General features: G+C 72.4%; 17 protein-coding genes. 14 read left to right on the top strand and 3 right to left on the bottom strand.

The features are described 5' to 3' along the window. Nucleotides 1-28: 28 nt before the first annotated feature. Entirely contained in the window at nt 29-1,087 is a 1,059-nt protein-coding gene (locus tag ACIQI8_RS13630; RefSeq protein ID WP_402348656.1) for an NAD-dependent epimerase/dehydratase family protein, read from the top strand. On the opposite strand, the gene ACIQI8_RS13635 is transcribed toward ACIQI8_RS13630, so the two are convergent. Beyond that, nucleotides 1,084-2,331: a helix-turn-helix domain-containing protein gene (locus ACIQI8_RS13635; RefSeq protein ID WP_402348659.1), complete on the bottom strand. Its 1,248-nt coding sequence runs from the start codon at nt 2,329-2,331 to the stop codon at nt 1,084-1,086. The genes ACIQI8_RS13630 and ACIQI8_RS13635 overlap by 4 nt on opposite strands. Before the next feature lie 3 nt (nt 2,332-2,334). Continuing rightward, nucleotides 2,335-2,487, bottom strand: a complete 153-nt coding sequence (locus tag ACIQI8_RS13640) for a hypothetical protein (RefSeq protein WP_402348662.1) — start codon at nt 2,485-2,487, stop codon at nt 2,335-2,337. A gap of 163 nt (nt 2,488-2,650) precedes the next feature. On the opposite strand from ACIQI8_RS13640, the gene ACIQI8_RS13645 reads away from it, so the two are divergent. The 10 genes from ACIQI8_RS13645 (at nt 2,651) to ACIQI8_RS13690 (ending at nt 15,276) form a co-directional block, all read left to right on the top strand. Beyond that, nucleotides 2,651-3,628, top strand: a complete 978-nt coding sequence (locus ACIQI8_RS13645) for a DUF3068 domain-containing protein (RefSeq protein WP_402348665.1) — start codon at nt 2,651-2,653, stop codon at nt 3,626-3,628. A 195-nt stretch (nt 3,629-3,823) separates the two neighbouring features. After that, the gene (locus ACIQI8_RS13650) at nt 3,824-4,990 is read left to right on the top strand and encodes a glycosyltransferase family 4 protein (RefSeq protein WP_402348668.1); all 1,167 of its coding nucleotides are present in this window, start codon (nt 3,824-3,826) and stop codon (nt 4,988-4,990) included. Beyond that, nucleotides 4,990-5,790 carry a class I SAM-dependent methyltransferase gene (locus ACIQI8_RS13655; RefSeq protein WP_402348671.1) on the top strand — a complete coding sequence of 267 codons (801 nt, stop codon included), beginning with the start codon at nt 4,990-4,992 and terminating at the stop codon, nt 5,788-5,790. Before ACIQI8_RS13650 ends, ACIQI8_RS13655 begins: the two co-directional genes overlap by 1 nt. Beyond that, on the top strand, nt 5,787-10,511 hold the full coding sequence (locus ACIQI8_RS13660; protein WP_402348673.1) for an alpha-(1->3)-arabinofuranosyltransferase family protein: 4,725 nt from the start codon (nt 5,787-5,789) through the stop codon (nt 10,509-10,511). Before ACIQI8_RS13655 ends, ACIQI8_RS13660 begins: the two co-directional genes overlap by 4 nt. After that, nucleotides 10,508-11,902: a condensation protein gene (locus ACIQI8_RS13665; RefSeq protein WP_402348676.1), complete on the top strand. Its 1,395-nt coding sequence runs from the start codon at nt 10,508-10,510 to the stop codon at nt 11,900-11,902. Before ACIQI8_RS13660 ends, ACIQI8_RS13665 begins: the two co-directional genes overlap by 4 nt. Next, complete coding sequence (locus ACIQI8_RS13670) at nt 11,899-12,633, top strand: class I SAM-dependent methyltransferase (RefSeq protein ID WP_402348679.1); 735 nt, start codon at nt 11,899-11,901, stop codon at nt 12,631-12,633. The genes ACIQI8_RS13665 and ACIQI8_RS13670 overlap by 4 nt, the downstream gene beginning before the upstream one ends. A 25-nt stretch (nt 12,634-12,658) precedes the next feature. Further along, nucleotides 12,659-13,573, top strand: a complete 915-nt coding sequence (locus ACIQI8_RS13675; protein ID WP_402350427.1) for a hypothetical protein — start codon at nt 12,659-12,661, stop codon at nt 13,571-13,573. After that, nucleotides 13,570-13,779 carry a Trm112 family protein gene (locus tag ACIQI8_RS13680; RefSeq protein WP_402348682.1) on the top strand — a complete coding sequence of 70 codons (210 nt, stop codon included), beginning with the start codon at nt 13,570-13,572 and terminating at the stop codon, nt 13,777-13,779. The genes ACIQI8_RS13675 and ACIQI8_RS13680 overlap by 4 nt, the downstream gene beginning before the upstream one ends. Further along, nucleotides 13,776-14,633, top strand: a complete 858-nt coding sequence (locus ACIQI8_RS13685; protein ID WP_402348684.1) for an FkbM family methyltransferase — start codon at nt 13,776-13,778, stop codon at nt 14,631-14,633. The genes ACIQI8_RS13680 and ACIQI8_RS13685 overlap by 4 nt, the downstream gene beginning before the upstream one ends. After that, the gene (locus ACIQI8_RS13690; RefSeq protein ID WP_402348688.1) at nt 14,599-15,276 is read left to right on the top strand and encodes a hypothetical protein; all 678 of its coding nucleotides are present in this window, start codon (nt 14,599-14,601) and stop codon (nt 15,274-15,276) included. Before ACIQI8_RS13685 ends, ACIQI8_RS13690 begins: the two co-directional genes overlap by 35 nt. Here the strand turns inward: ACIQI8_RS13690 and ACIQI8_RS13695 are convergent. Next, the gene (locus tag ACIQI8_RS13695) at nt 15,242-16,114 is read right to left on the bottom strand and encodes a RimK family alpha-L-glutamate ligase (protein WP_402348691.1); all 873 of its coding nucleotides are present in this window, start codon (nt 16,112-16,114) and stop codon (nt 15,242-15,244) included. The genes ACIQI8_RS13690 and ACIQI8_RS13695 overlap by 35 nt on opposite strands. A 158-nt stretch (nt 16,115-16,272) precedes the next feature. Between ACIQI8_RS13695 and ACIQI8_RS13700 the strand changes: the two genes are divergently transcribed. The 3 genes from ACIQI8_RS13700 (at nt 16,273) to ACIQI8_RS13710 (ending at nt 20,401) form a co-directional block, all read left to right on the top strand. Then, on the top strand, nt 16,273-17,334 hold the full coding sequence (locus ACIQI8_RS13700) for a MerR family transcriptional regulator (protein ID WP_402350430.1): 1,062 nt from the start codon (nt 16,273-16,275) through the stop codon (nt 17,332-17,334). Nucleotides 17,335-17,412: 78 nt separating this feature from the next. Beyond that, entirely contained in the window at nt 17,413-18,879 is a 1,467-nt protein-coding gene (locus ACIQI8_RS13705; protein WP_402348694.1) for an acyl-CoA synthetase, read from the top strand. Beyond that, nucleotides 18,872-20,401 (top strand): carboxyl transferase domain-containing protein, encoded by a 1,530-nt coding sequence (locus ACIQI8_RS13710; RefSeq protein WP_402348697.1) that lies wholly within the window; start codon nt 18,872-18,874, stop codon nt 20,399-20,401. The genes ACIQI8_RS13705 and ACIQI8_RS13710 overlap by 8 nt, the downstream gene beginning before the upstream one ends. Nucleotides 20,402-20,414 lie beyond the last annotated feature (13 nt).

Here is a 20,414-nt window from a genome sequence, read left to right on the forward strand (position 1 = left end):
ATCGGGAGATCGACGCGCGAGGAGCGGCATGAGCGAGGGCCCGGAGGCGGAACCCGTCCTGGTGACCGGAGGCAGCGGATTCGTCGGGAGTCATCTGGTCCAGCGGCTGCTCGACCACGGGTACCGGGTGCGGGCCACCGTCCGCAGTACCGCCGACTCCGTGAAGGTGGCCCCCCTCCGCGCGATGCAGGAGCGGCATCCCGGTCAACTAGACCTCTTCGAGGCCGACTTGCTCGGCGACGAGGACTTCGACGCGGCGATGGAAGGGTGCGGGGTCGTGTTCCATGTGGCCTCGCCCTTTCTCATGCCGGAGAAGATCAAGGACGGGCAGCGGGATGTGGTCGAGCCCGCGCTCGTCGGGACGCGGAACGTGCTGGGGAGTGTCGAGCGGACGCCGAGTGTGCGGAGGGTGGTGTTCACCTCCACCGTGGGGGCCGTCTTCGGGGACTACGTCGACGTGCTGGAGATGGACGGGGGCGTGCTCAGCGAGAAGTACTTCAACACCACCAGCACCGTGGAGAACAACCCGTACCACTACGCCAAGACGGTTGCCGAGCAGGCCGCTTGGGAGGCCGCGGAAGCGCAGACGCGGTGGCGGCTGGTGTCCGTCAACCTGGGGCTCGTGCTCGGGCCCTCCCTCACCCCCGCCTCCGAGTCCGGCAGCCTCTTCCTGCTCGACGAGCTCTTCAAGGGCTACTTCTTCTACGGCGCCCCCGACTTCAGCTTCACGACCGTCGACGTCCGTGATGTCGCCGACGCGCACATCGCCGCCGCCGAGAACGAGGCGGCGCACGGGCGGTATGTCGTCGCCGCCGAGCGGATGTCCTCCTTCCACGACATGGCCCGGGTGCTGCGTGGGCGGTACCCGCGGAATCTGCGGCTGCCCCGAACCCGCCTGCCCCACTGGCCTGTTCGCATCCTCGGGCCGGCCTTCGGCCTCACCCAGGACTACATCCGCAAGCATCTCGGCATACGGTTCGAGGTCGACAACGGGCGTGGGGTACGAGAGTTGGGGATCAGCTATCGGCCCATCGAGGAGACCGTGCTCGATCACTACGAGGCCTGGCGGCGGCAGCGGGCTCGCTAAGAGGTGGCTCTCGCCTCCCCCAACGTCCCCCTCAACCTCTGCGCCCGCAGGACCAGTTCGAGTTCGAAGCGGCGGTCCGGGTCGTCTATCTCGTCGCCCCAGAGTTCGCGGATCTGGCGGAGGCGGTAGCGGACCGTCTGGGGGTGGACGCCGAGGCGGGCCGCGACCTCCGGGGCGCCGCCTCTTGTCTCCAGCCAGGCCAGGAGCGTTTCCGCCAGGCGGCGGCCGTGGGTCGGGCCGCTGTGGGCCAGGGGGGCCAGGCAACGTCGGGCCAAGTCGTCTATCAGCTCCTCCGGTTGGAGGAGGACCAATGCCTCGGTGTGCTCGGTGCAGTGCAGGACGTCTCCGGCGGGGAGCAGGCCGCGCTCCACGAGCCGTACCGCCGCCTCCGCCCAGTGCAGCGACTTCGCCGCGTCGGCGAGCGGGACCGGCGGGCCGATCGCGCCCGACCAGCCGGTCAGGGCGCGATGGAGGAGTTCGGGGCGGCCGGCCGCGTCCGGTTCGGGCACGACCATGCGGGGCTGCTCGTACTCCATGTCCAGGAGGACCCCCTCGCCCACGGCCGGGGCCACCGCCTCCCTCGCCGGGCGCAGCAGTACGCCCACCGCGACCTTCCTCGGCAGCGGCCAGCCTACCCGCGCGGCCCGTTCGGTGAGCGCCTCGGCCGGGTCGCCGAACCGGTGGTGCTCGGCCAACAGCAGTTCCATCAGGCGGCGTTGGAGGCGCAGGCGTTCGCCGGCCTGCCGTGCCGCCGCTTCCGCGTAGCCGCGTACCGACTGTTCGACCAGGCCGTCCAGGTACTCGTAGCCCGCGTCGACGAGTTCGTACATCGCCGGCGGCGGGATCTCCACGCGCTGGCCGATCTCGGCGAAACAGCGCCAGGCAAGACGTACGCCCATGCGGTAGATCGCCTGGAGGGAGTCGAGGGAGCGGCCGTGCAGGCCCTCGCCGCGGCCGAACTCCTGGAAGACGCCCGGCGGTACGGTCGGGCGGCCCTCGGAGGTCTCCAGGTGCTGGACGAAGACCTCGATGGCGCGTCGGATGCCGACCATGGCCATCGGCTCGCCCGACTCGTCCAGGACGACCGGGAGATGGGGGTACTCGCGGCGGATCTCCCGCAGGATCTCCTCCGCCAGCGCGGGCGCCTCCGCCATGGCCAGCGCCGCGAACTCACGGACCTGGAGGCGGGGGACGTCGTGCCAGGCCGAAAGGGTGGACGTGGCGGGTGATCGGGCCGGCGTCACCCGTCAACTCCCCTGTCCGGCTTGCTCGTACGTGATCAACGGCGTGTTGGGCTGGTCCGGGGTCGCGTCGAGCAGCGCGACGACACCGAGCGCGGCGCCCACCGCGAGAACGGCGGCGACCACGACGGTGAGTGCGGCGGCGAGCAGTCTGGACATCGCAGGATCAGCCTCTCTGTCGGGAGGTCGTCCCCACCCCGCTGTCCCACCCCTGCCCGTCGGCCCAGTGTCGACAAGCATTGACACCCCGTCAAGGGGCGCCTACGGTCCCGGGCCCATGGAACGGCCCGACTCCGTCATCCCTCCCCCCTGGAGTGCCCGGATGCGCCGTACAGCCTCACCAACCTCCTTGATACTGCTCGGTCTCGGCGTGTTTCTGCTGGTCCTGGCGCCGATGCTGGCGTGGTACGTGCAGCCGCGGGCCGCCGTGAACCCGATCGACATCGACACCACCGCCGTCTACCAGGGCACCGGTGCCTACTTCGACACCGACGAGCTGAAGACCGTCACCGACAAGCGCATCACCGTCACCCAGCAGGTCCGCGGCAACGTCGAGGACAGCGAGAAGAGCGGCGACGCGGTGTGGGACGTGACGACGACCGTCGACACGGACAAGTCGCTGCCGGCCGCCGATCCGCACGACGCGCTGGAGTTCTTCCTCAACCGCTGGGTCACCGACCGCAAGACCAACAAGCCGGTGCACTGCTGCGAGGAGAACCCGTACTTCGAGGGCGACGCCTACCTCAAGTTCCCCTTCGACGTGCACAAACGCTCCTACCAGTGGTGGGACAACTCGCTCGGCGACGTGATCACGCTGCACTACGCCGGCAGGCAGAAGGTCCAGGGCTACACCGGCCTCGCCTTCACCGGCACGGTCCCGCCGACGAAGATCGGCACCCGGCTGGTGCCGGGCAGCCTCGTCGACCAGCCCGATCAGCCGCAGGTGCTGGCCGAGGAGTGGTATTCCAACCACGGCGTCCGGCTCGTCGTCGACCAGCGCACCGGCCGCGTGATCTACGCCCAGGTCGGCCCCCGGCGTACGCTGCGCGCGCCGGGGCACTCGAAGGACGCGGTGGTCCTGCTGGACGCCGAGAAACTGGTCTTCACGACCGCCACGCAGAAGTCCCAGGTGAAGTTGGCCAAAAAAGAGAGCGGTCAACTGCGCATGGTGGGGCAGACGTTGCCGATAGGCGCCGCTGTGGCCGGGTTCGTCCTGGCCGTAGTAGGGGGCGTTTTGGTGGTACGCGGACGAAAGCGCCCCCGATCGCCGGATTCGTCCGGGGTCGGGCTCACGATGTGACATGACGTCAGTTCTAATAAAGCCCGAAATTGTCACCTCGGTGAGTAGCCGTGGCGAACGGCGGGGCGAAAACTGTCCAACCCCACCCCAGCACAACCTGTCCACACCCCACTCCTGAGAAGGGCTCAGTTCCCCCACAGCGACAGCACAGAAGTAGCCACTGAGTTCCGCACCCTGAGACGAGTTGGAGCACCCATGCCCCAGCACGTGCCTTCCTCGCTGCGTGCCGTGCCACCCCGGGCGGCGCCGCAGCACCCTTCGGCGCCTCCCCCACAACCGCGCCGAATCGTTTTCCTCGCCCACCGGGATCTGGACAACCCGGCGGCCGGCGGCTCCGAGCTGCTGGTCGACCGACTCGCCGACGGACTGACCGGACTCGGCCATCAGGTGACGCTGCTGTGCGGCGGACCCGCGGCCTTCCGGGACTACCGCGTCGTGTCGGCGGGCGGCTCCTTCGACCACTACCTGCGGGCCCGCTCCGCCTTCACCCGCCGGATCGGCGACTGCGACCTGCTGGTCGAGGTGTGCAACGGCATGCCGTACTTCGCACCGGTCTGGCACCGCGGGCCCACACTGTGCCTGGTCAACCACGTCCACTCCGACCTGTGGGCGATGCGGTTCGGCGGGCCGTTGACGCCGGCCGCGCGGCTGGGCCGAAGACTTGAGCAGTGGGCGTTGACCGGCGCGAGCGGCTCCGCCGGTTCGCGGGGTCTCCTGGTCGCGGTCTCGCCCTCCACCGCGCATGCGCTCCGCGGGATCGGCGTGGAGCGGGACCGGATCAGAGTCGTGCACAACGGAGTTGAGGAGCCGGGGCCTCTTGGCGATCGGTCGGCCGAGCCGCTGTTCGTCGCGGTGGGGCGGTTGGTCGAGTACAAGCGGATCGATCTGCTGCTGCGGCTGTGGGAACGGGTACGGCCCGTCACCGGCGGGCGGTTGGTCATCGTCGGGGACGGGCCCGAGAGGGAGCGGCTTGAGCAACTCGCCGGTCCTGGCGTGGAGTTCGCCGGGCACGTGTCCGAGGAAGAGAAACATCGGCTGTTGTGCGCGGCCTGGTTGCTGTTGCATCCGTCGGCCGTGGAGGGGTGGGGGCTGGTCGTCACGGAGGCCGCCACCCGGGAGACACCGACCATCGCGTTCGACGTGCCTGGCCTGCGGGATTCTGTCGTCGACGGGGAGACCGGTGTGCTTGCGCACGGGGAGTCCTCGTTCGCGGCGGCCTGGTGCACGCTTGCCCTCTCGGGCGAGCGGCGGGAGTTGATGGGGAAGGTCGCTCGGGAGCGGGCTGCTCGCTTTCGGTGGGATCGGACCGTCAGACAGTTTCGGGCGGTTGCCGCGGAGGCGGTGGCGGGCTGGGGGTCGTGATGCGGCCTGGGGTGCGTCGTGGTCGGTCGCGCAGTTCCCCGCGCCCCTCAAAGGGCGATGTGCGCAACCGGCGTTTCAAGGATCCGTCGGTTCGGCGTTCGCTCTCCCTCTTTCGAGCCTTTCTGCATGAGCAGGACGACCCCGAAGCCTGCTACTCGCTCCTCGCTCGTGACGCTGCCGATCAGGTCGAGGCCTACGGCGGGGACCTCGTCGGGCGGACCGTCGTCGATATCGGCGGTGGCAGTGGGTACTTCACCTCGGAGTTCCGGCGACGCGGAGCGCACGCGTATCTCTTCGAGCCGGACGCGGCGGAGTTGGGTGGGAAGCCGCCCGAGTCCGCCGTGATCGCGGACGGGTATCTCCTGCCGTTGTCCGACGGGGTCGCCGACGTGACGTTCTCGTCCAACGTGTTGGAGCACGTGGCCGACCCGCAGACGTTTCTGAGTGAGTTGGCCCGGGTGACGCGGCCCGGTGGGCTGATCTATGTGTCGTTCACCAACTGGCTGTCCCCGTGGGGCGGTCACGAGTGGGCGCCGTGGCACTACTTCGGTGCCGAGCGGGCCCGCGCGCGCTACCGGCGGCGTACCGGGAAGCCGGCCAAGCACACCCTCGGCGAGAACCTGTTCGCCGTGCACATCGGCGCCACCCTGCGGCAGGTGCGCGCACGGGACGACGTGATGGTCGTCTCGGCGCGTTCCCGCTACTGGCCGTTCCTCGCCGAGACCGTCGTGAAGGCGCCCGGCATAAGGGAGTTGGCCACCTGGAACCTCCTCCTCATACTCCGGCGGTGTCCCCCATGACGACCACGGTCCAGGCTCCTCCTCCGGCAACCGTCCCCACCGCGAGGGCCGCTTCGGGTCCGCCGGAGGGGCCGCGGTCGCGGCGCTTGCTGGTCGGGTTCTGGGCCGTGATGTTCGTGCTGTTCCTGGTGGTGCATCCGGGGCGGCAGACCTTCGACACCAAGCTGGGTGTGACGGTCGATCCCGGCGCGTTCTTCTCCGATCTCGGGCAACTCTGGCACGACCAGGGGTCGTTCGGCGGGATCCAGGACCAGTACGCCGGGTACCTGTGGCCGATGCTGCCGTTCTACTGGCTGGCCCATGCCGTGCAGCTGCCGGTGTGGCTGGCCGAGCGGCTGTGGCTGTCGTTGATCGTGTCCGTCGCCTTCTGGGGCGCGCTGCGGCTGGCCGAGCGGCTGCGGATCGGGACCGGCGGTTCGCGGGTGCTGGCGGGGGTGGCGTACGCGCTGTGGCCCGTGTTCACGATCGTCGTCGGTTCCACGTCGGCAGCCGCACTGCCCGGTGCCTTTCTGCCGTGGGTACTGCTGCCGTTGACCGACGAGCGGTACACCGCCCGGATCGCGGCCCTGCGCTCGGCGTTGATCGTGCCGTTCATGGGCGGGGTCAACGGGGCTTCCACGCTGGCCTCGTTGCTTCCCGTCGGGTTGTATCTGCTCTCCCGGCCGCCCGGGCCACGGCAGCGCAAGCTGATCGCGTGGTGGGTGCCGGGGGTGATCGTGGCGACCGCCTGGTGGTGGGTCCCGCTGCTCATGCTCGGCGTCTACGGCGAGAACTTCCTTCCGTACGTGGAGACTTCGCAGACCACGACGGCCACCATGTCGGCGACGGAGGCCCTGCGCGGGGCCGGTGACTGGGTGGCGTATCTGCACTTCGGGGACGCGTGGCTGCCCGCCGGGTGGGCCGTGGCGTCCTCCGTCGTCGTGATCGTCTGCTCGGCGCTCGCGGCCGGGCTCGGTCTCGCCGGGCTGGCGAGACGGGACATGCCCGAGCGGCGGTGGCTGGTGCTGACCGTGGTGACGGTCTCGCTGCTGCTGCTCGCCGGGTACGGCGGTGCGTTCGGGGCGCCTTTCCACGGGGTGGTGCAGGACTGGCTGAACGGGTGGCTCGTGCCGTTCCGCAATATCTACAAGTTCCAGACGGGCCTTGCCCTGGCGCTGGTACTCGGGATCGCCCATCTGGTCGGCGTGGCCGCCGAGCCGCGCGGGGCCCGGCGGGTGCGCGGGCGCCGGTTCGCGCCGCTGGTCGCGGCGGTGCTGATCCTGCCGGGGCTGATGTGGCCGTACCTCAACGGCTCGATCCTCAACCCCGGTTCCTTCCAGGAGCTGCCCAAGTACTGGTCGACCACGGCTGACTGGCTGGAGAAGTACTCCCCCGACTCCCGCGCCCTGGTCGTCCCCGCCACCGCGCACGGCCTCTACACCTGGGGCTCCCCCATCGACCAGCCCCTCGACGTCCTCGCCAAGTCCCGCTGGGCACAGCGCGATTACGTCCCCTTCGGCACCCCGGGCAACCGGCGCGCGATGGACGCCGTCGAGAACGCGCTGACCTCCGGAAGTGAAGTCCCGGGCCTGGCCGACTACTTGAGTCGCGCCGGGGTCTTCTACGTCGTCGTCCGCAACGACCTCGACCAGAACCAGGTCGGCTCCGTGCCGACCTCCACCGTCAAACGCACCCTGGAACAGTCCGGGTACCAGCGGGTGACCGGGTTCGGGCCAGTCATGACGGGCGGGACCATCGCCCACGACTCCCCGCTCCAGGTGGAGGGGCTGTACTCACGGCAACGGGCGGTGGAGATCTACGAACCCGCCGACCAGGACGTGCCCAGGCCCGGGCAGGCGCACCTCCTCCCGGTCGCCGACACCGCCGTCGTCTCCGGTGGCCCCGAGTCCCTGCTGCCGCTGGCATCCGACCTCCGCGGCCGAGCCACGGTCCTGACCGGCGACAACCACCCCGGTCTCGGCACCCCGTCCCTCCAGGTGACCGGCGACGGACTGCGCCGCGCGGACACCCGCTTCGGCCTGGTCAGCGCCAACACCTCCTACACGTACACGACGTCGGAGCGGAACCCGTCGGACGCCGTGCAGGACGCGGGCCAGAAGCCGCACCAGATCCTGCCGACCAAGGGCCTCGACCACCAGACCGTGGCCCAACTGCGCGGCGCCCGCTCGGTGTCGGCGTCCTCCTACGGCAACTGGCTGTTCTCGCTGCCGCAGTACGACCCGGTGAACGCCTTCGACGGCAACCCGGACACCGCGTGGGCCGAGGGCGCGCCCGGCTCGGCGGACGGACAGTGGCTGCGGATCGGCTTCACCGGCTCCTACGACATGCCGTCCTCCTTCAAGGTCACGCCGTTGCCGCAGGAGAGCGTGCGGTCGGCGGCGACGAAGGTGCGGGTGGAGACGGAGAAGGGGGCCAGGACCAGCTTCCTCAAGCCGAACGGCACCACGCAGAGCATCAAGGCGCCCGCGGGCGAGACGAGTTGGATGAAGCTGACGATCCTCGACTCGGTGGCGCGGCACACCGGCCTGACCGGCGCCGGGTTCTCGGAGATCGCCCTGCCGCACGTCCAGGTGACCCGGTTGCTGCGGCTGCCGACCGACGCGGACTCCTCCGACGCCGCCGCCTCGCTCATCTCCCTGCACCGCACGCCCGACCCCACCGGCCTCTCCGCCACCGGCACGGAAGCCGGCCTGCACCGCACCTTCTCGACCAGCTCGGCGGGGACGTATGAGGTGAAGGCGGGCGCGGTGCCGGTGAGCGGCGAGGCGCTCGACAAGCTGCTGTACCAGGTCGCGCCCGACCAGCAGAACCGGATCGTGGCGACCGCCGACTCCACGGCCGACCTCGGCGCGGGCCTGTCGGCGCGCAACCTGACCGACGGTGACCTGACGACGGCGTGGGTCGCGGGCGACCGGCCGACGATCCACCTGAGCTGGAGCGGCAAGCAGGCCGTGGGAGAGGTCGTGCTGGCGCCCGCCGGCGGGCTGTCCACCCGGGCCACGCAGGTGGACATCAGCTCCCCGGACGGCTCGACGATCGCCGGCGTCGACGAGAACGGCGTGGCCCGCTTCGACCCGATCACCACGGACCGGCTCGACATCACCATCACCCAGACCGCCCCGCTGACCCTCCACAACCCGGTCGCCGACGAGGACTTGAAGCTGCCGGTGGGTCTGACCGAGGCGTACATCCCGGCCCTCGACCAGTACCGCACCAAACAGCCCAGCCCCACGCGGACGTTCGAGCTGCCGTGCGGTCAGGGCCCGGTGGTGTCGGTGGACGGCCAGCTGTACCAGACCGGTGCGAAGGGCACCGTGCGCGACCTGACCGAACGCCGGCAGGTCGAGGTGACGCTGTGCCAGGAAGGACGCGCGAACGGCGAGCTGGAGCTGCCCTCGGGCGCGCATCGCGTCGAGGGAGGCGACAGCGGCCCTCTCGCTTTGACCGATGTGACCCTCACCCGCGGGACGGTCACCGAACCCACGGCCGAGGCACGTGAGTTGACCATCCGGGACTGGCTGGGCGACCGCCGCGAGGTGGCGGTCGGCTCGGGCGCGGCCACCTATCTGACGACATACGAGAACTTCAACGACGGCTGGAAGGCCACGCTCGACGGCAAGGAGCTGACCCCGGTCCGGCTCGACGGGTGGCAGCAGGGCTGGCGGATCCCGTCCGGGGCCGGCGGCGCGGTGAAACTGTCGTACGAGCCCGCGACGACGTACGAGGGCGGGCTGATCGGCGGCGCGGTCGGACTGGCGATCCTGATCGGCCTGATCGTGTGGCGCCGCCGCACCCCGAACCCCGACGAGCCCCAACAGACCCCGCCGCCGCCCGGGTTGTGGCTCGGCACGGTGGCGCTGACGGTGGTCGGCATCCTGATCGCCGGCTGGTTCGCCCTGCTGGTCCCGGCGCTGGCCCTGCTGGCGTACCGACGCCACCAGCTCCTCGTACCGATCGCCTTCGCGGCCCTGGCGGGAGCCGGCATCGCCGCCGCCACGGGGGCCGGGGAGCCGGTGGGCGCGGGCGAGGGAGCGTTCGGGCACACGGCTCAACTGCTGGCGTTGATCGGGCTGTTCGCCGGGGTGGTGAGTGTGCGGGAGCCGTACGGCGGCTACGCGGGTGACCCGGCGAGAGGCCGTCCCTACGGGGCCGCGTCCAGGTCCGGTGACACGGCGGTGCTGCCGCCGACTCCCGCGTCCGGACCGCCGCCCGGCTTCGAGGCACCCCCTGCACAGCCGCTGCCGCACCGGCACCCGGGCGAGAGCGGGCCGCCGACCAAAAACGGAACGGCAGGCAGAAGGGGGACGGCGGTCGGAAGCGGGACGGCGGCAGAGGGTTCACCGGCGGCCGGAAGCGGGACGGCGGTCGAGGGCTCACCGGCGACCGAAAGCAGGACGGCGGTCGAGGGCTCACCGGCGACCGAGGGCGAGCCGACGGCCGAGGGCAGGTCCACGGCACCCGCACCCGCACCCGTCCCCCGCCCCGACGCCGGACGACCCATCACCGCGCGCGGTCCCGGCGGGCCCGATCCCGACCCGCCGACCGCGCGGATCCCGCTCGGCAAACCCGGACCCCGGCCCACTCCCCCCGAGGAGACCGGAGCACCGAAAGCCACCGCGGACACCGCCGACACGCCCGACCCTCGGCGGACCGACGACGCCCCCGCCGCGCCGACCGACCGTGCGCCCGAGGACCGTAGGGGAAAGGGCGAAGGCACATGACCGCACTCGAACACCCCGCCCGCGCCGACGGCCCGGCGCAGCCGACCGCCCGCATTCCCTTCCCGCTCGTCGACGAAGTCTCCCGGCACTGTGTGCAGGAGGAGGAGCCGGAGACGGTGCACATCGAGGTGCATCTGCCGGGGCCGCTCGACCGGGACCGGCTGGCCGCGGCCTTCGTGGAGGCGCTGCGTAGGCATCCTCGGGTACTCATGCGTGAGGCGCCCGGTCCCTGGTACCGGCGGCGCTACGAATGGGAGTTGACGGCGGAGCCGGATGTGGAGGTGGTGAGCTTCCCGCCGGCGGGGCCGAACGCGTTGCGGGACGCGAGGACGCGCGCGCTGACCTCGGCTCCGTCGCTGTCGCTGTCGCCGCCGGTCCGGCTGGAGGTGGTGGCGGACGCGGGGCGGGCCGAGGGGAGCGAGGCGACGGACGCGGTCGGGCTCGCGCCGGCACACCGGCAGACCCACACCCCGCGAACCGGCGGAGCCAAAGGCACGGTTCTCTTCCTCACCATCAACCACACCGCCCTCGACGGACCCGCCTGCCTCCGAGTCCTCGCCACGGCCGCGGAGTTGTACGGCGGCCGGGACAACTCCCCCGCCGCACCCCCGGTCCGCCCGCCCGAGCCGCCGCAGCCGCCCGCCGACACCCCCTCCAACTGGTCCCCGCCCGCCCGGGTCGCCCCCGGCACCCCGGAGCCCTCCCCCGGCAACGGCCTGCTCGTCACCGAACTCCCGCTCCCGCACCGCCCCAAGGGCTCCCCGTACACCGTGAACGACCAGCTCATGGTCGCCACGGCCCTGACGATCACCCACTGGAACAGGGAACACGGGGCCCGGCCCCGGCCGCTTCGCATCACCATGCCCGTGGACGACCGCCCCCGGGACGCCACCATGCCCATCGGCAATGGCACCCGACTGGTCGAAGTCCCCTTCTCCGTCGAGGAGTTGGACGCGCAGGCTCTTGCCGACATGCCGTCCCTGCTGCGCCGCACGGCGGCCCGCACCCGCGCCCTGAAGGCTCAGCCCCGGCCCCAACTCGGGCGCGGAGCCGCCCTCCTGACCGCTCCGGTCACCCCCGTCGCCTGGCGGGCCGGCCTCACCCGCGGGCTGCGGCGGGCGGCCGCGAGCTGGACCTCGACGACCCTGCTCAGCAACATCGGCCGCATCCCGTACGCACTGGACTTCGGCGAGGAGGCGGGCCGGGCGCAGGCGGTGTGGTTCTCGGCACCGGCCCGGATGCCGCGCGGCCTCACCGTGACCACCGCCTCCACGGCGGGCCGACTGCATCTCGCCCTGCGCTGGTCCCGGGCGCTGCTCGGGCACGGGGACGGCGCCCACGTCAGAGACCTGTTCGAGCACTACCTCCACACGACGGAGACGGGCACATGACCACCACCGCGGCGCTCCCGCGCGAGCTCCGGGACTTCTACGAGAACCCGTCCGTGCCCGTCGCCTCCGGCACCTCGCGGAGTCTGCGCCAGGCCCGCATGCTGGCCGCCGCGCTCGGCCCGGTGGGCCCACGTCCGTGCACCGTCCTCGACATCGGCTGCGGCGACGGCACCGCCGCGGCCACGGCCGCCCCGCTGCTCGCCGGGCACCGGCTGATCGGCGTGGACTGGTCGCAGGACGCGCTGCGGCGGGCCCGCACCCGACTGCGGAACGCCGTGCGCGGTGAACTCACGGGCGGTGGGCTGCCGTTCGGTGCCGCAGCCGCGGACGCCGTGCTGTTCAGCGAGGTCGTCGAGCATCTCGTCGACCCGGACGCGGCCCTCGACGAGATCCGCCGCGTGCTGCGCCCCGGCGGTCATCTGATGCTGTCCACACCCAACCTGGCCGCCTGGTACAACCGCGGCCTGCTCCTTGCGGGGGTCCAACCGGTGTTCTCCGAGGTCAGTCTGCGGGCCATCCACGGACGGCCGGGGTCGGAGGTCGTCGGACATCTGCGGCTCTACACCGCCCGTGCGCTCAGGGAGTTCGTCGCCGCGTCCGGCTTCACGGTCGTGGCGCTGAGGGGCGCCCCCTTCCACGGCGTACCGCGGGCGCTGCGGCCACTCGACCGGCTCGCCTGCGCCAGACCGTCCCTCGCCTCGATCCTCCTGCTGCACGCCCGCAAGACGTAAGGGGGCGTGGCCCATGTGGGTGGGAGTGGCCGCGGCACTGCTGGCGAACCTTCTCTACAGCCTCGGATTCGTCCTGGAGAAGCGCGCGTTGTCCAGTCTGCCGGAGGTGACGATCCGTCAACCCGCGCGGCTGCTGCGGCTGGTGGTGGGCAGCCCGCTGTGGATCGGCGGATCGATCACGCTGGCCGCCGGTTTCGGCGCGCAACTCGTCGTCTACCGGACGCTGCCGATCGCCGCCGCGCAGGGCATCTTCGTCTCCGGCCTGGTGCTGCTGGTGCTGCTGTCGGCGCGGCTGCTGGGCGAGGAGACGACCGGCCGTGAGCGGTACGCGCTCGGCGCGATCCTGGCCGCGCTGCTCATGGTCGTGCTGTCCCTGAAGGAGGCGGGCGCCGGCGCGGACACCGTCAGCCGCAGTGCGCCGTATCCGCTGATCCTGCTGGTGTGCGTGCCGTCGCTCGCCGGGGGCGTGTGGCTGTACGGGGCCGCCGAGCGCCGGGCGCGGCACCGGCACCGGGCGCCGACCACGGGCGTGGAGTACGGCGTGGCGGTGGGCCTGCTGTATGGGGTCAGCTCGCTGGCGATCAAGGGGGTGTCGAGCTATCTGACGACGAGTGGCCTGGGCGGTGCGGTCGTTGACCTGCTGCGCTCCCCGTACCCGTATCTCCTGCTGTGCACGGGCGTGTTCGGCCTGGTCATGTCGCAGGCGGCGCTGCAGCGCTGCCGGGCCTCGCTGATCGTGCCGGTGTGCACGACGGTGACCTGCCTCTACACGGCGGTGCTCGGCACGCTCTCGTTCGGCGAGGCGCTGCCGCACGACCCGGTGCGGCTCTCCCTGCGGATCGCCGGCACCGCCCTGGCCGTGTCCGTGCTGCTGGCCATGCCCAGGCACGATCCCGCACCCCAACCCCCCATCGGTGCCAAGGAGTTGACGCCCCCATGAACCCCGACGACCCACTGCTGCGGATACTGGCGTGCCCGCTCGACAAGGGCCCGCTGCATCTCGTCGCCGACGGCGAGATCCTCTACAACCCGCGCCTGCACCGCCGTTACCCGATCGTCGACGGCATTCCGCAGCTGCTGCCCTCCTCCGGCGAGCAGGTGTCGGACGACGAGCACGAGGCCCTGATGAAACGGATGGTCCCGTGAACGCGCCCGCCCCCGCCACGGCTCCCGTACCGGCCCCCACCCTCGCGGCCCGCCTCGCCCGGCTGCTGCCCACGCGACTGGTCGCGGCCACCGCGCGGGCGGTGTATCCGCGCTTCGAGCCGGAGTTGGCACGGCTCGCGGAGCTGTGCCCGGCCGACTGCGGGACGGCGGTGGACGTCGGCGGCTGGTACGGCCCGTGGACGCGGCGGCTGTCGCGGCGGGCGCGAAGGGTGGTGACCGTCGAGCCGGTGCCGCACCTGGCGCGGCTGCTGACCGCCGGCGCACCCGCGAACGTACGGGTCGTACAGGCCGCCGCCACCGACCGGGCCGGCACGCAGCGGCTGTGGTTCCCGGCCGACGACTCCGGAGACCGGGGGGTGTCGTCCCTGGTCCGCCGTGACATTCACGCGCACGCCCTGCACGTCAGCTGCGTCACGCTGGACCAACTGAACCTGCGGGACGTCGGTTTCATCAAGGTCGACGTGGACGGCAGCGAGCTGGCGGTGCTGCGCGGCGCCACCGGCCTGCTCTCCCGTGACCGCCCGGCGCTCTTCGTCGAGTTGGAGTCCCGGATCCAGCCGATCGCGCCGGTCGTCACCTACCTCTCGCTGCTCCGCTACGAGGGCTGGGTGCTGCCCGGCGACACCTGGGTCCCGCTGTCGTCCTTCCCGTTGGAGGCGCACCAGAAAGAGGCCGCGCACGTGGTCGCCCAGGGGCTGCTGGGGCGCGTACTGCCCTTCCGGCGCCATCCGCGGTACGTCAACTCGGTCCTGTTCCTGCCCGACGGCCGCCGTCCGGGTGCGCCGGCGATGGGCGACGATGGGGAGCATGCCCTCCGCAAAGCGCCCCGGTAGGTCCGGTAGCCCCGGCAACTCCACCGGCTCCACCGGACCGTCCGGCCCCTTCCGCCCCTTCACCCCGCTCGACTTCCAGCTGGTCCTGCTGCGCCGCATGGCCGATCACAACCCGGACCGGGTCGAGGACGCCCGCCGTGAGCTGGGCGCCTCGCTCACCGACATGCGCGAGGCCAACAAGCGGTGGCAGGCGATGGCCCGCTCGCCACGCGCGCGTGGCGCCGCTTCCCGCTACCGCTCGATCCTCGGCGCCCCAGAGTCCACGCTCCAGCGCAAGATCGGCGACCTGGACTGCGCGGCCCTGCTGTGGCCGGTCCCCCTCTGGCCCGACCTCCGTTTCGAGGTGCTGCTCGCCCCGAACGGCGCCGTCTGGAACGAGTGGCTGATCCGCGCCCCCGGCGCCGACGCCCCGCCCCTGAACACCCTCGACGACCTCACCCCCTGGTCCTGCACGGTCGACGAGGCCGCCCGCGCCTTCGCCCCCGCCCGCCCCCTGGAGGGCACCGCGCCGACCCGCTGGGGCCTGGCGTTCGCGGCGCCGGACGGAGCGGGCGTGCGGCGGAACGTCGTAGCGGAATTCACCTGGGGGCTGCTGCAGCGGACCGCGGTCAGCGACGGGCCGCCGCCAGGATCGCGTCCCTGACCACCGGCACCGAGTCCGGGTGCAGGAACAGGAAGAAGTTCGGCTCGACCAGCTCCAGCTCCATCACCACCGGCTCCCCGTCGTCCCCGTCGACGAGATCCACGCGCGCGTACAGCAACTCGGGCGAGTGCGGTACGGCGGCCAGGGCGCGCTCGGCGACGGCGCGCTCGGCCGGGGTCGCGGTCCACGGCTCCAGGCCCGGGTGGGCGGTGCGCGCGTCGTCGTAGGCCGTGCCGGGGGCCAGCACGGCCCGCTTGCGGCTGGCGTGCAGCAGCTTGCCGCCGACGAACAGCAGGGCTCGCTCGCCGGCCGCGTCGATGCCCCGCATGTACGGCTGCACCATCGCCGTCAGGCCCTCCTCGTGCATGCGCGCGAGATGCCGTAGCGCGCGGTCGCGGTCCTCGGGCGCGTATCGCGCGGCGTAGCGGGAGCCGGCGCCCGAGGTCGGCTTGACGACGTACTCGTGGTCGTCCGGGAGGTCGGGGGCGTCGCCCGGCGCGAGGTAGCGGGTGGGGATGACGGGCACGCCCGCCGCGTCGAGATCACCGACGTACCGCTTGTCGGTGTTCCAGCGCACCACCTCGGCCGGATTCGCCAGGCGCGTGGCCTTGCCGCAGCGCTCGGCCCAGGCCTGGAACTCGGCGGCCCGCCGGCTGTAGTCCCAGGTGGAGCGGATGACGGCGAGGTCGTAGCCGGCCCAGTCGGCGTCGGCGTCGTCCCAGAACACGGCATCCGCGTCGGCCCCGGCCTCGCGCAGCGCCGCCAGCAGCACCGGGAGGTCCCGGTCGGGGCTCGGTTCGGGGCTGGGGTCGAAGGTGACGAGAGCGATGCGGGGCACGGTGGCACTCCGTTCCGGTTGCGGGACGCCCACGGTCCGGTGCGGGGGCGCGTCCGCGCAGGCTAACCGCGTCCCCCGCAACCGCGGCAACCCATTTGACCTTCCCCTTCGGTGAAGCCCCAGCATCGGTGACGGAACCGGAAGAGGTCGAGGTGCGCATGAACGGCACGGACATGCTGACGATCGGGGCCTTCGCACGGGCGTGCAGGCTGTCGCCGAAGGCGCTGCGGCTCTACGACGAACTGGAGCTGCTGCGACCCGCGCGCGTGGACCCCGACACCGGCTACCGCTACTACGCGGTCGCGCAGCTGGAGCGGGCGCGGCTGGTCGCATGGCTGCGCCGGCTCGGCATGCCGCTCGCCCGCATCCGTGAGGTGTGCGCCCTCGAACCGGCGGGCGCCGCGCGGGAGATCAGCGCGTACTGGGCGGAAGCCGAGGCGCAGACGGCGGTACGGCGGGACCTCGCCGCGTTCCTGGTCCACCACCTGTCGGAACAGTCCGCGAAGGACGTCACCATGAAGGACACCACCATGCTGGAACTGCGTTACTCCGCCCACTCGGACCGCGGTCTGGTCCGCCCCTCCAACCAGGACACCGCGTACGCGGGCACACGCCTGCTCGCGGTCGCCGACGGGTTCGGCCCGGCGGGCGCCCCCGCGAGCGGGGCGGCCGTGGAGGCGCTGCGCTTCCTGGACACCGAGGAGGTGCCGGCGGGCAATGTGCTCAACCTCCTGGAGGAGGCGGTACGCGGCGCGACCGAGGCGGTCCGCGACGTGGCCGACCCCGACGAGAACGGCACGACCCTGACCGCGCTGCTGTGGACGGGCTCGAAGCTGGCCCTGGTCCACATCGGCGACTCCCGCGCGTATCTGCTGCGCGACGGCGGGCTCTTCCGGATCACGCACGACCACTCGGTGGTCCAGTCGCTGATCGACGAGGGCCGGCTGACACCGGAGGAGGCCGGCGCGCACCCGCAACGCAGCCTGCTCCTCAAGGCGTTGACGACCGCCGCCCCCGACCTGAAACTCCACGACGCCCACCGCGGCGACCGCTACCTGCTGTGCTCCGACGGTCTGACCGCGGTCGTCCCCGAGCACCGGATCCGCGAACTCCTCACCGCGCGGCCGGACCCGGAGGAGGCGGTACGGGCCCTGGTCGACGCGGCGAACGAGGCCGGCGGTCCGGACAACGTCAGCTGTGTGGTGGCGGACGTGGTGTAGGAACGAGGTGTCCCCGACGGCTGGGGATGCCCCCGACCGCCGGGGGCCTGTGTCCCCGACGGCTTAGGAGTGCCCCGCGTGTCCTCCCTCTTTCCCGCCCTGGCCGCCCCCGGCGACGGAGTCGCCCTGTCCTTCGGCGAGCGAGCCCTCACCTACGCGGAACTCGCGGCGGCGACGGACGCCCTGGCGGCCCGGATCACGGGCGGCGACCGGGCCTTCGCCGGCCGGGTCGCCGTATGGGCGACCCCCGCGCTGGAGACGGCCGTCGCGGTCGTGGCGGCACTGCGGGCCGGGGTGCCCGCGGTGCCGCTCAACCCGAAGTCGGGTGAGAAGGAACTGGGACACATCCTGACGGACAGCGCGCCGACGCTGGTGCTGGCCGCTCCCGGAGACGAACTTCCTTCGCCGCTACGGGACTTGCGGCGCGTCGATGTCGAGGTGCGGGGCACGGGAGGCAGCGGGACGGCGGTTCACGAGGAGCCCGGCGACGAGGACCCCGCCCTGATCGTCTACACCTCCGGCACCACCGGCCCGCCCAAGGGCGCGGTCATCCCCCGCCGGGCGATCTCCTCCACCCTCGACGCGCTCGCCGACGCCTGGCAGTGGACCGACGACGACGTCCTGGTGCACGGGCTGCCGCTGTTCCATGTGCACGGGCTGGTGCTCGGCATTCTGGGACCGCTGCGGCGCGGCGGCAGCGTCCGGCACCTGGGCAGGTTCGACACGGAGGGCGTGGCCCGGGAGCTGAACTCCGGCGCGACCATGCTGTTCGGCGTACCGACGATGTACCACCGCATCGCCCAGGCGCTGCCCGAGGAACCGGAGTTGGCGAAGGCGCTGGGGCGGGCGCGGCTGCTGGTCTCCGGTTCGGCCGCGCTGCCGGTGCACGACCACGAGCGCATCACGGCGGCGACCGGGCGCCGGGTCGTCGAACGGTACGGGATGACGGAGACGCTGATGAACACCAGCGTCCGGGCGGACGGGGAGGCGCGGGCCGGAACGGTCGGCGTACCGCTGCCGGGCGTCGAGCTGCGCCTTGTGGAGGAGGACGGCACCGAACTCACCGCGTACGACGCGGAGAGCGTCGGCGAGATCCAGGTGCGCGGTCCCAACCTCTTCACCGGTTACCTCAACCGCCCCGACGCGACGGAGGCCGCGTTCACTGCCGACGGCTGGTTCCGCACCGGGGACATGGCGGTGCGGGAGCCCGACGGGTACGTGCGGATCGTCGGCCGCAAGGCCACCGACCTGATCAAGAGCGGGGGTTACAAGATCGGGGCGGGCGAGATCGAGAACGCGCTCCTCGAACATCCCGGGGTGCGGGAGGCGGCGGTGACCGGGGAGCCGGACGAGGATCTGGGCGAGCGGATCGTGGCGTGGATCGTGCCGACGGATCCCGACGAGCCGCCGAGCGACGGGGAGTTGGCCGACCATGTGGCCCGCCGTCTCGCCCCGCACAAGCGCCCCCGGGTGGTGCACCACCTGTCCTCCCTCCCCCGCAACGACATGGGGAAGATCATGAAGCGGGCGCTGACCCGTGACTGACCGCCTCTCGGCCCGGGAGATCCTGTCTCTCGTCACCGACGCAGCGAGCTTCTCCGAACTGCCGCCCCCGCCAAGGGAGTCCAAGCCCGACGGCCCCCTCGGCTGGCAGGGCTACGACGCCTCGCGCGCCCGCGCCGCCGAGCGCACCGGCGAGGAGGAGTCCGTGGTGTGCGGCACCGCGCGCGTAGGGGGGACGCCGACGGTGCTGATCGCGTTCGAGTTCGGCTTCCTCGGCGGCTCGCTGGGCGAACGCACCGGCGACCGCATCGAGTCGGCGTACGCCCACGCCCGCGCCCACCGCCTACCGGTCGTCCCGCTGGTCGCCACGGGCGGCAGCCGCATGCAGGAGGGCATGCTCGCCCTCACCCAACTCCAGCGCGTGGCCCACCAGTCGGCGCTCACGCGAGCGGCGGGCCTCCCTCAGATCGCGGTCCTGCGCGACCCCACCACGGGCGGCGGCTGGGCCACCCTGGGCGCCGGCGCGGACGTGATCCTCGCGCTGCCGGGCGCGCAGGTCGGTTTCGCAGGCTCCCGGGTCCGCCCACCGGACGCGGACCCGATGGCGTACACGGCGGAGGCGCAGGTGGCGGCGGGGGCGGTGGACGCGGTCGTGTCGCCGGAACAGCTGCGGGAGCGGCTGGGGTTGTGGCTGCGGCTGCTGACGGGCGGGGCCGAGGCGTCGGGCGACGGGGCGGAGGAATCGGGCAGCGGGGCAAGGGCCGACCGTGCGACCGCGGGAGCGGGCTCGGCGGACACGCCCCCGGCGGTCGCCGACCGAACTGCGGGAGCCCGACCGGACGCGGACGCCGCCTCGACGGAGACACGCTCCGCCTCCACCCGGACCGCGGGCACCCCCACGTCCGCCGCGATCTCGCCCGCCCCCGTCCCCGGCGCCCTCGGTACCCCCGACCTCCCCGCCACCGGCCGGGACGCCGTTCAGGCCGCTCGCTCTCCCCGACGCCCGCACGCCCATGCCTACTTGGACGCCTACTTCACCCACCGTGCCGACCTCTCCGGTGACCGTTGCGGCGGCACCGACCCCGGCATGCTCTGCGGCTTCGGTGAGCGGGAGGGCCGTACCGTCGCGTATGCCGCGCAGACCGGGACCGCGACCCGCCCGGCGGGCTATCGGACCGCCGCTCGGCTGATCGGGCTCGCGGGCCGGCTCGGCATCCCCGTGCTGACGCTGGTGGACACCCCCGGTGCCGCCAACGACGCGGAGGCGGAGCGGCAGGGGGCGGGAGCCGCGATCGCCGAGGTGTTCGCGGCAGTGGCGTCCGCGCGGACGCCGGTCACCACGCTGGTGATCGGCGAGGGCGGCTCGGGCGGCGCGCTGGCGCTGGCCGCGCCCGGCAACACCTGGGCCACGCCGGACAGTTACTTCTCCGTCATCGCGCCGGAGATGGCGGCGGCCATCCTCAAGCGGCCGGCGGACCGGGCGGAGGCCACGGCCGACCAACTCCGCATCCGGCCACAGGACTTGGTGGAGCTGGGCGTCATCCGGGGCGTGGTGCGGAGCTGAGCCGGGCAGTGCC

The sequence above is a fragment of the Streptomyces sp. NPDC092369 genome, assembly GCF_044755245.1.
GTDB lineage: Bacteria > Actinomycetota > Actinomycetes > Streptomycetales > Streptomycetaceae > Streptomyces.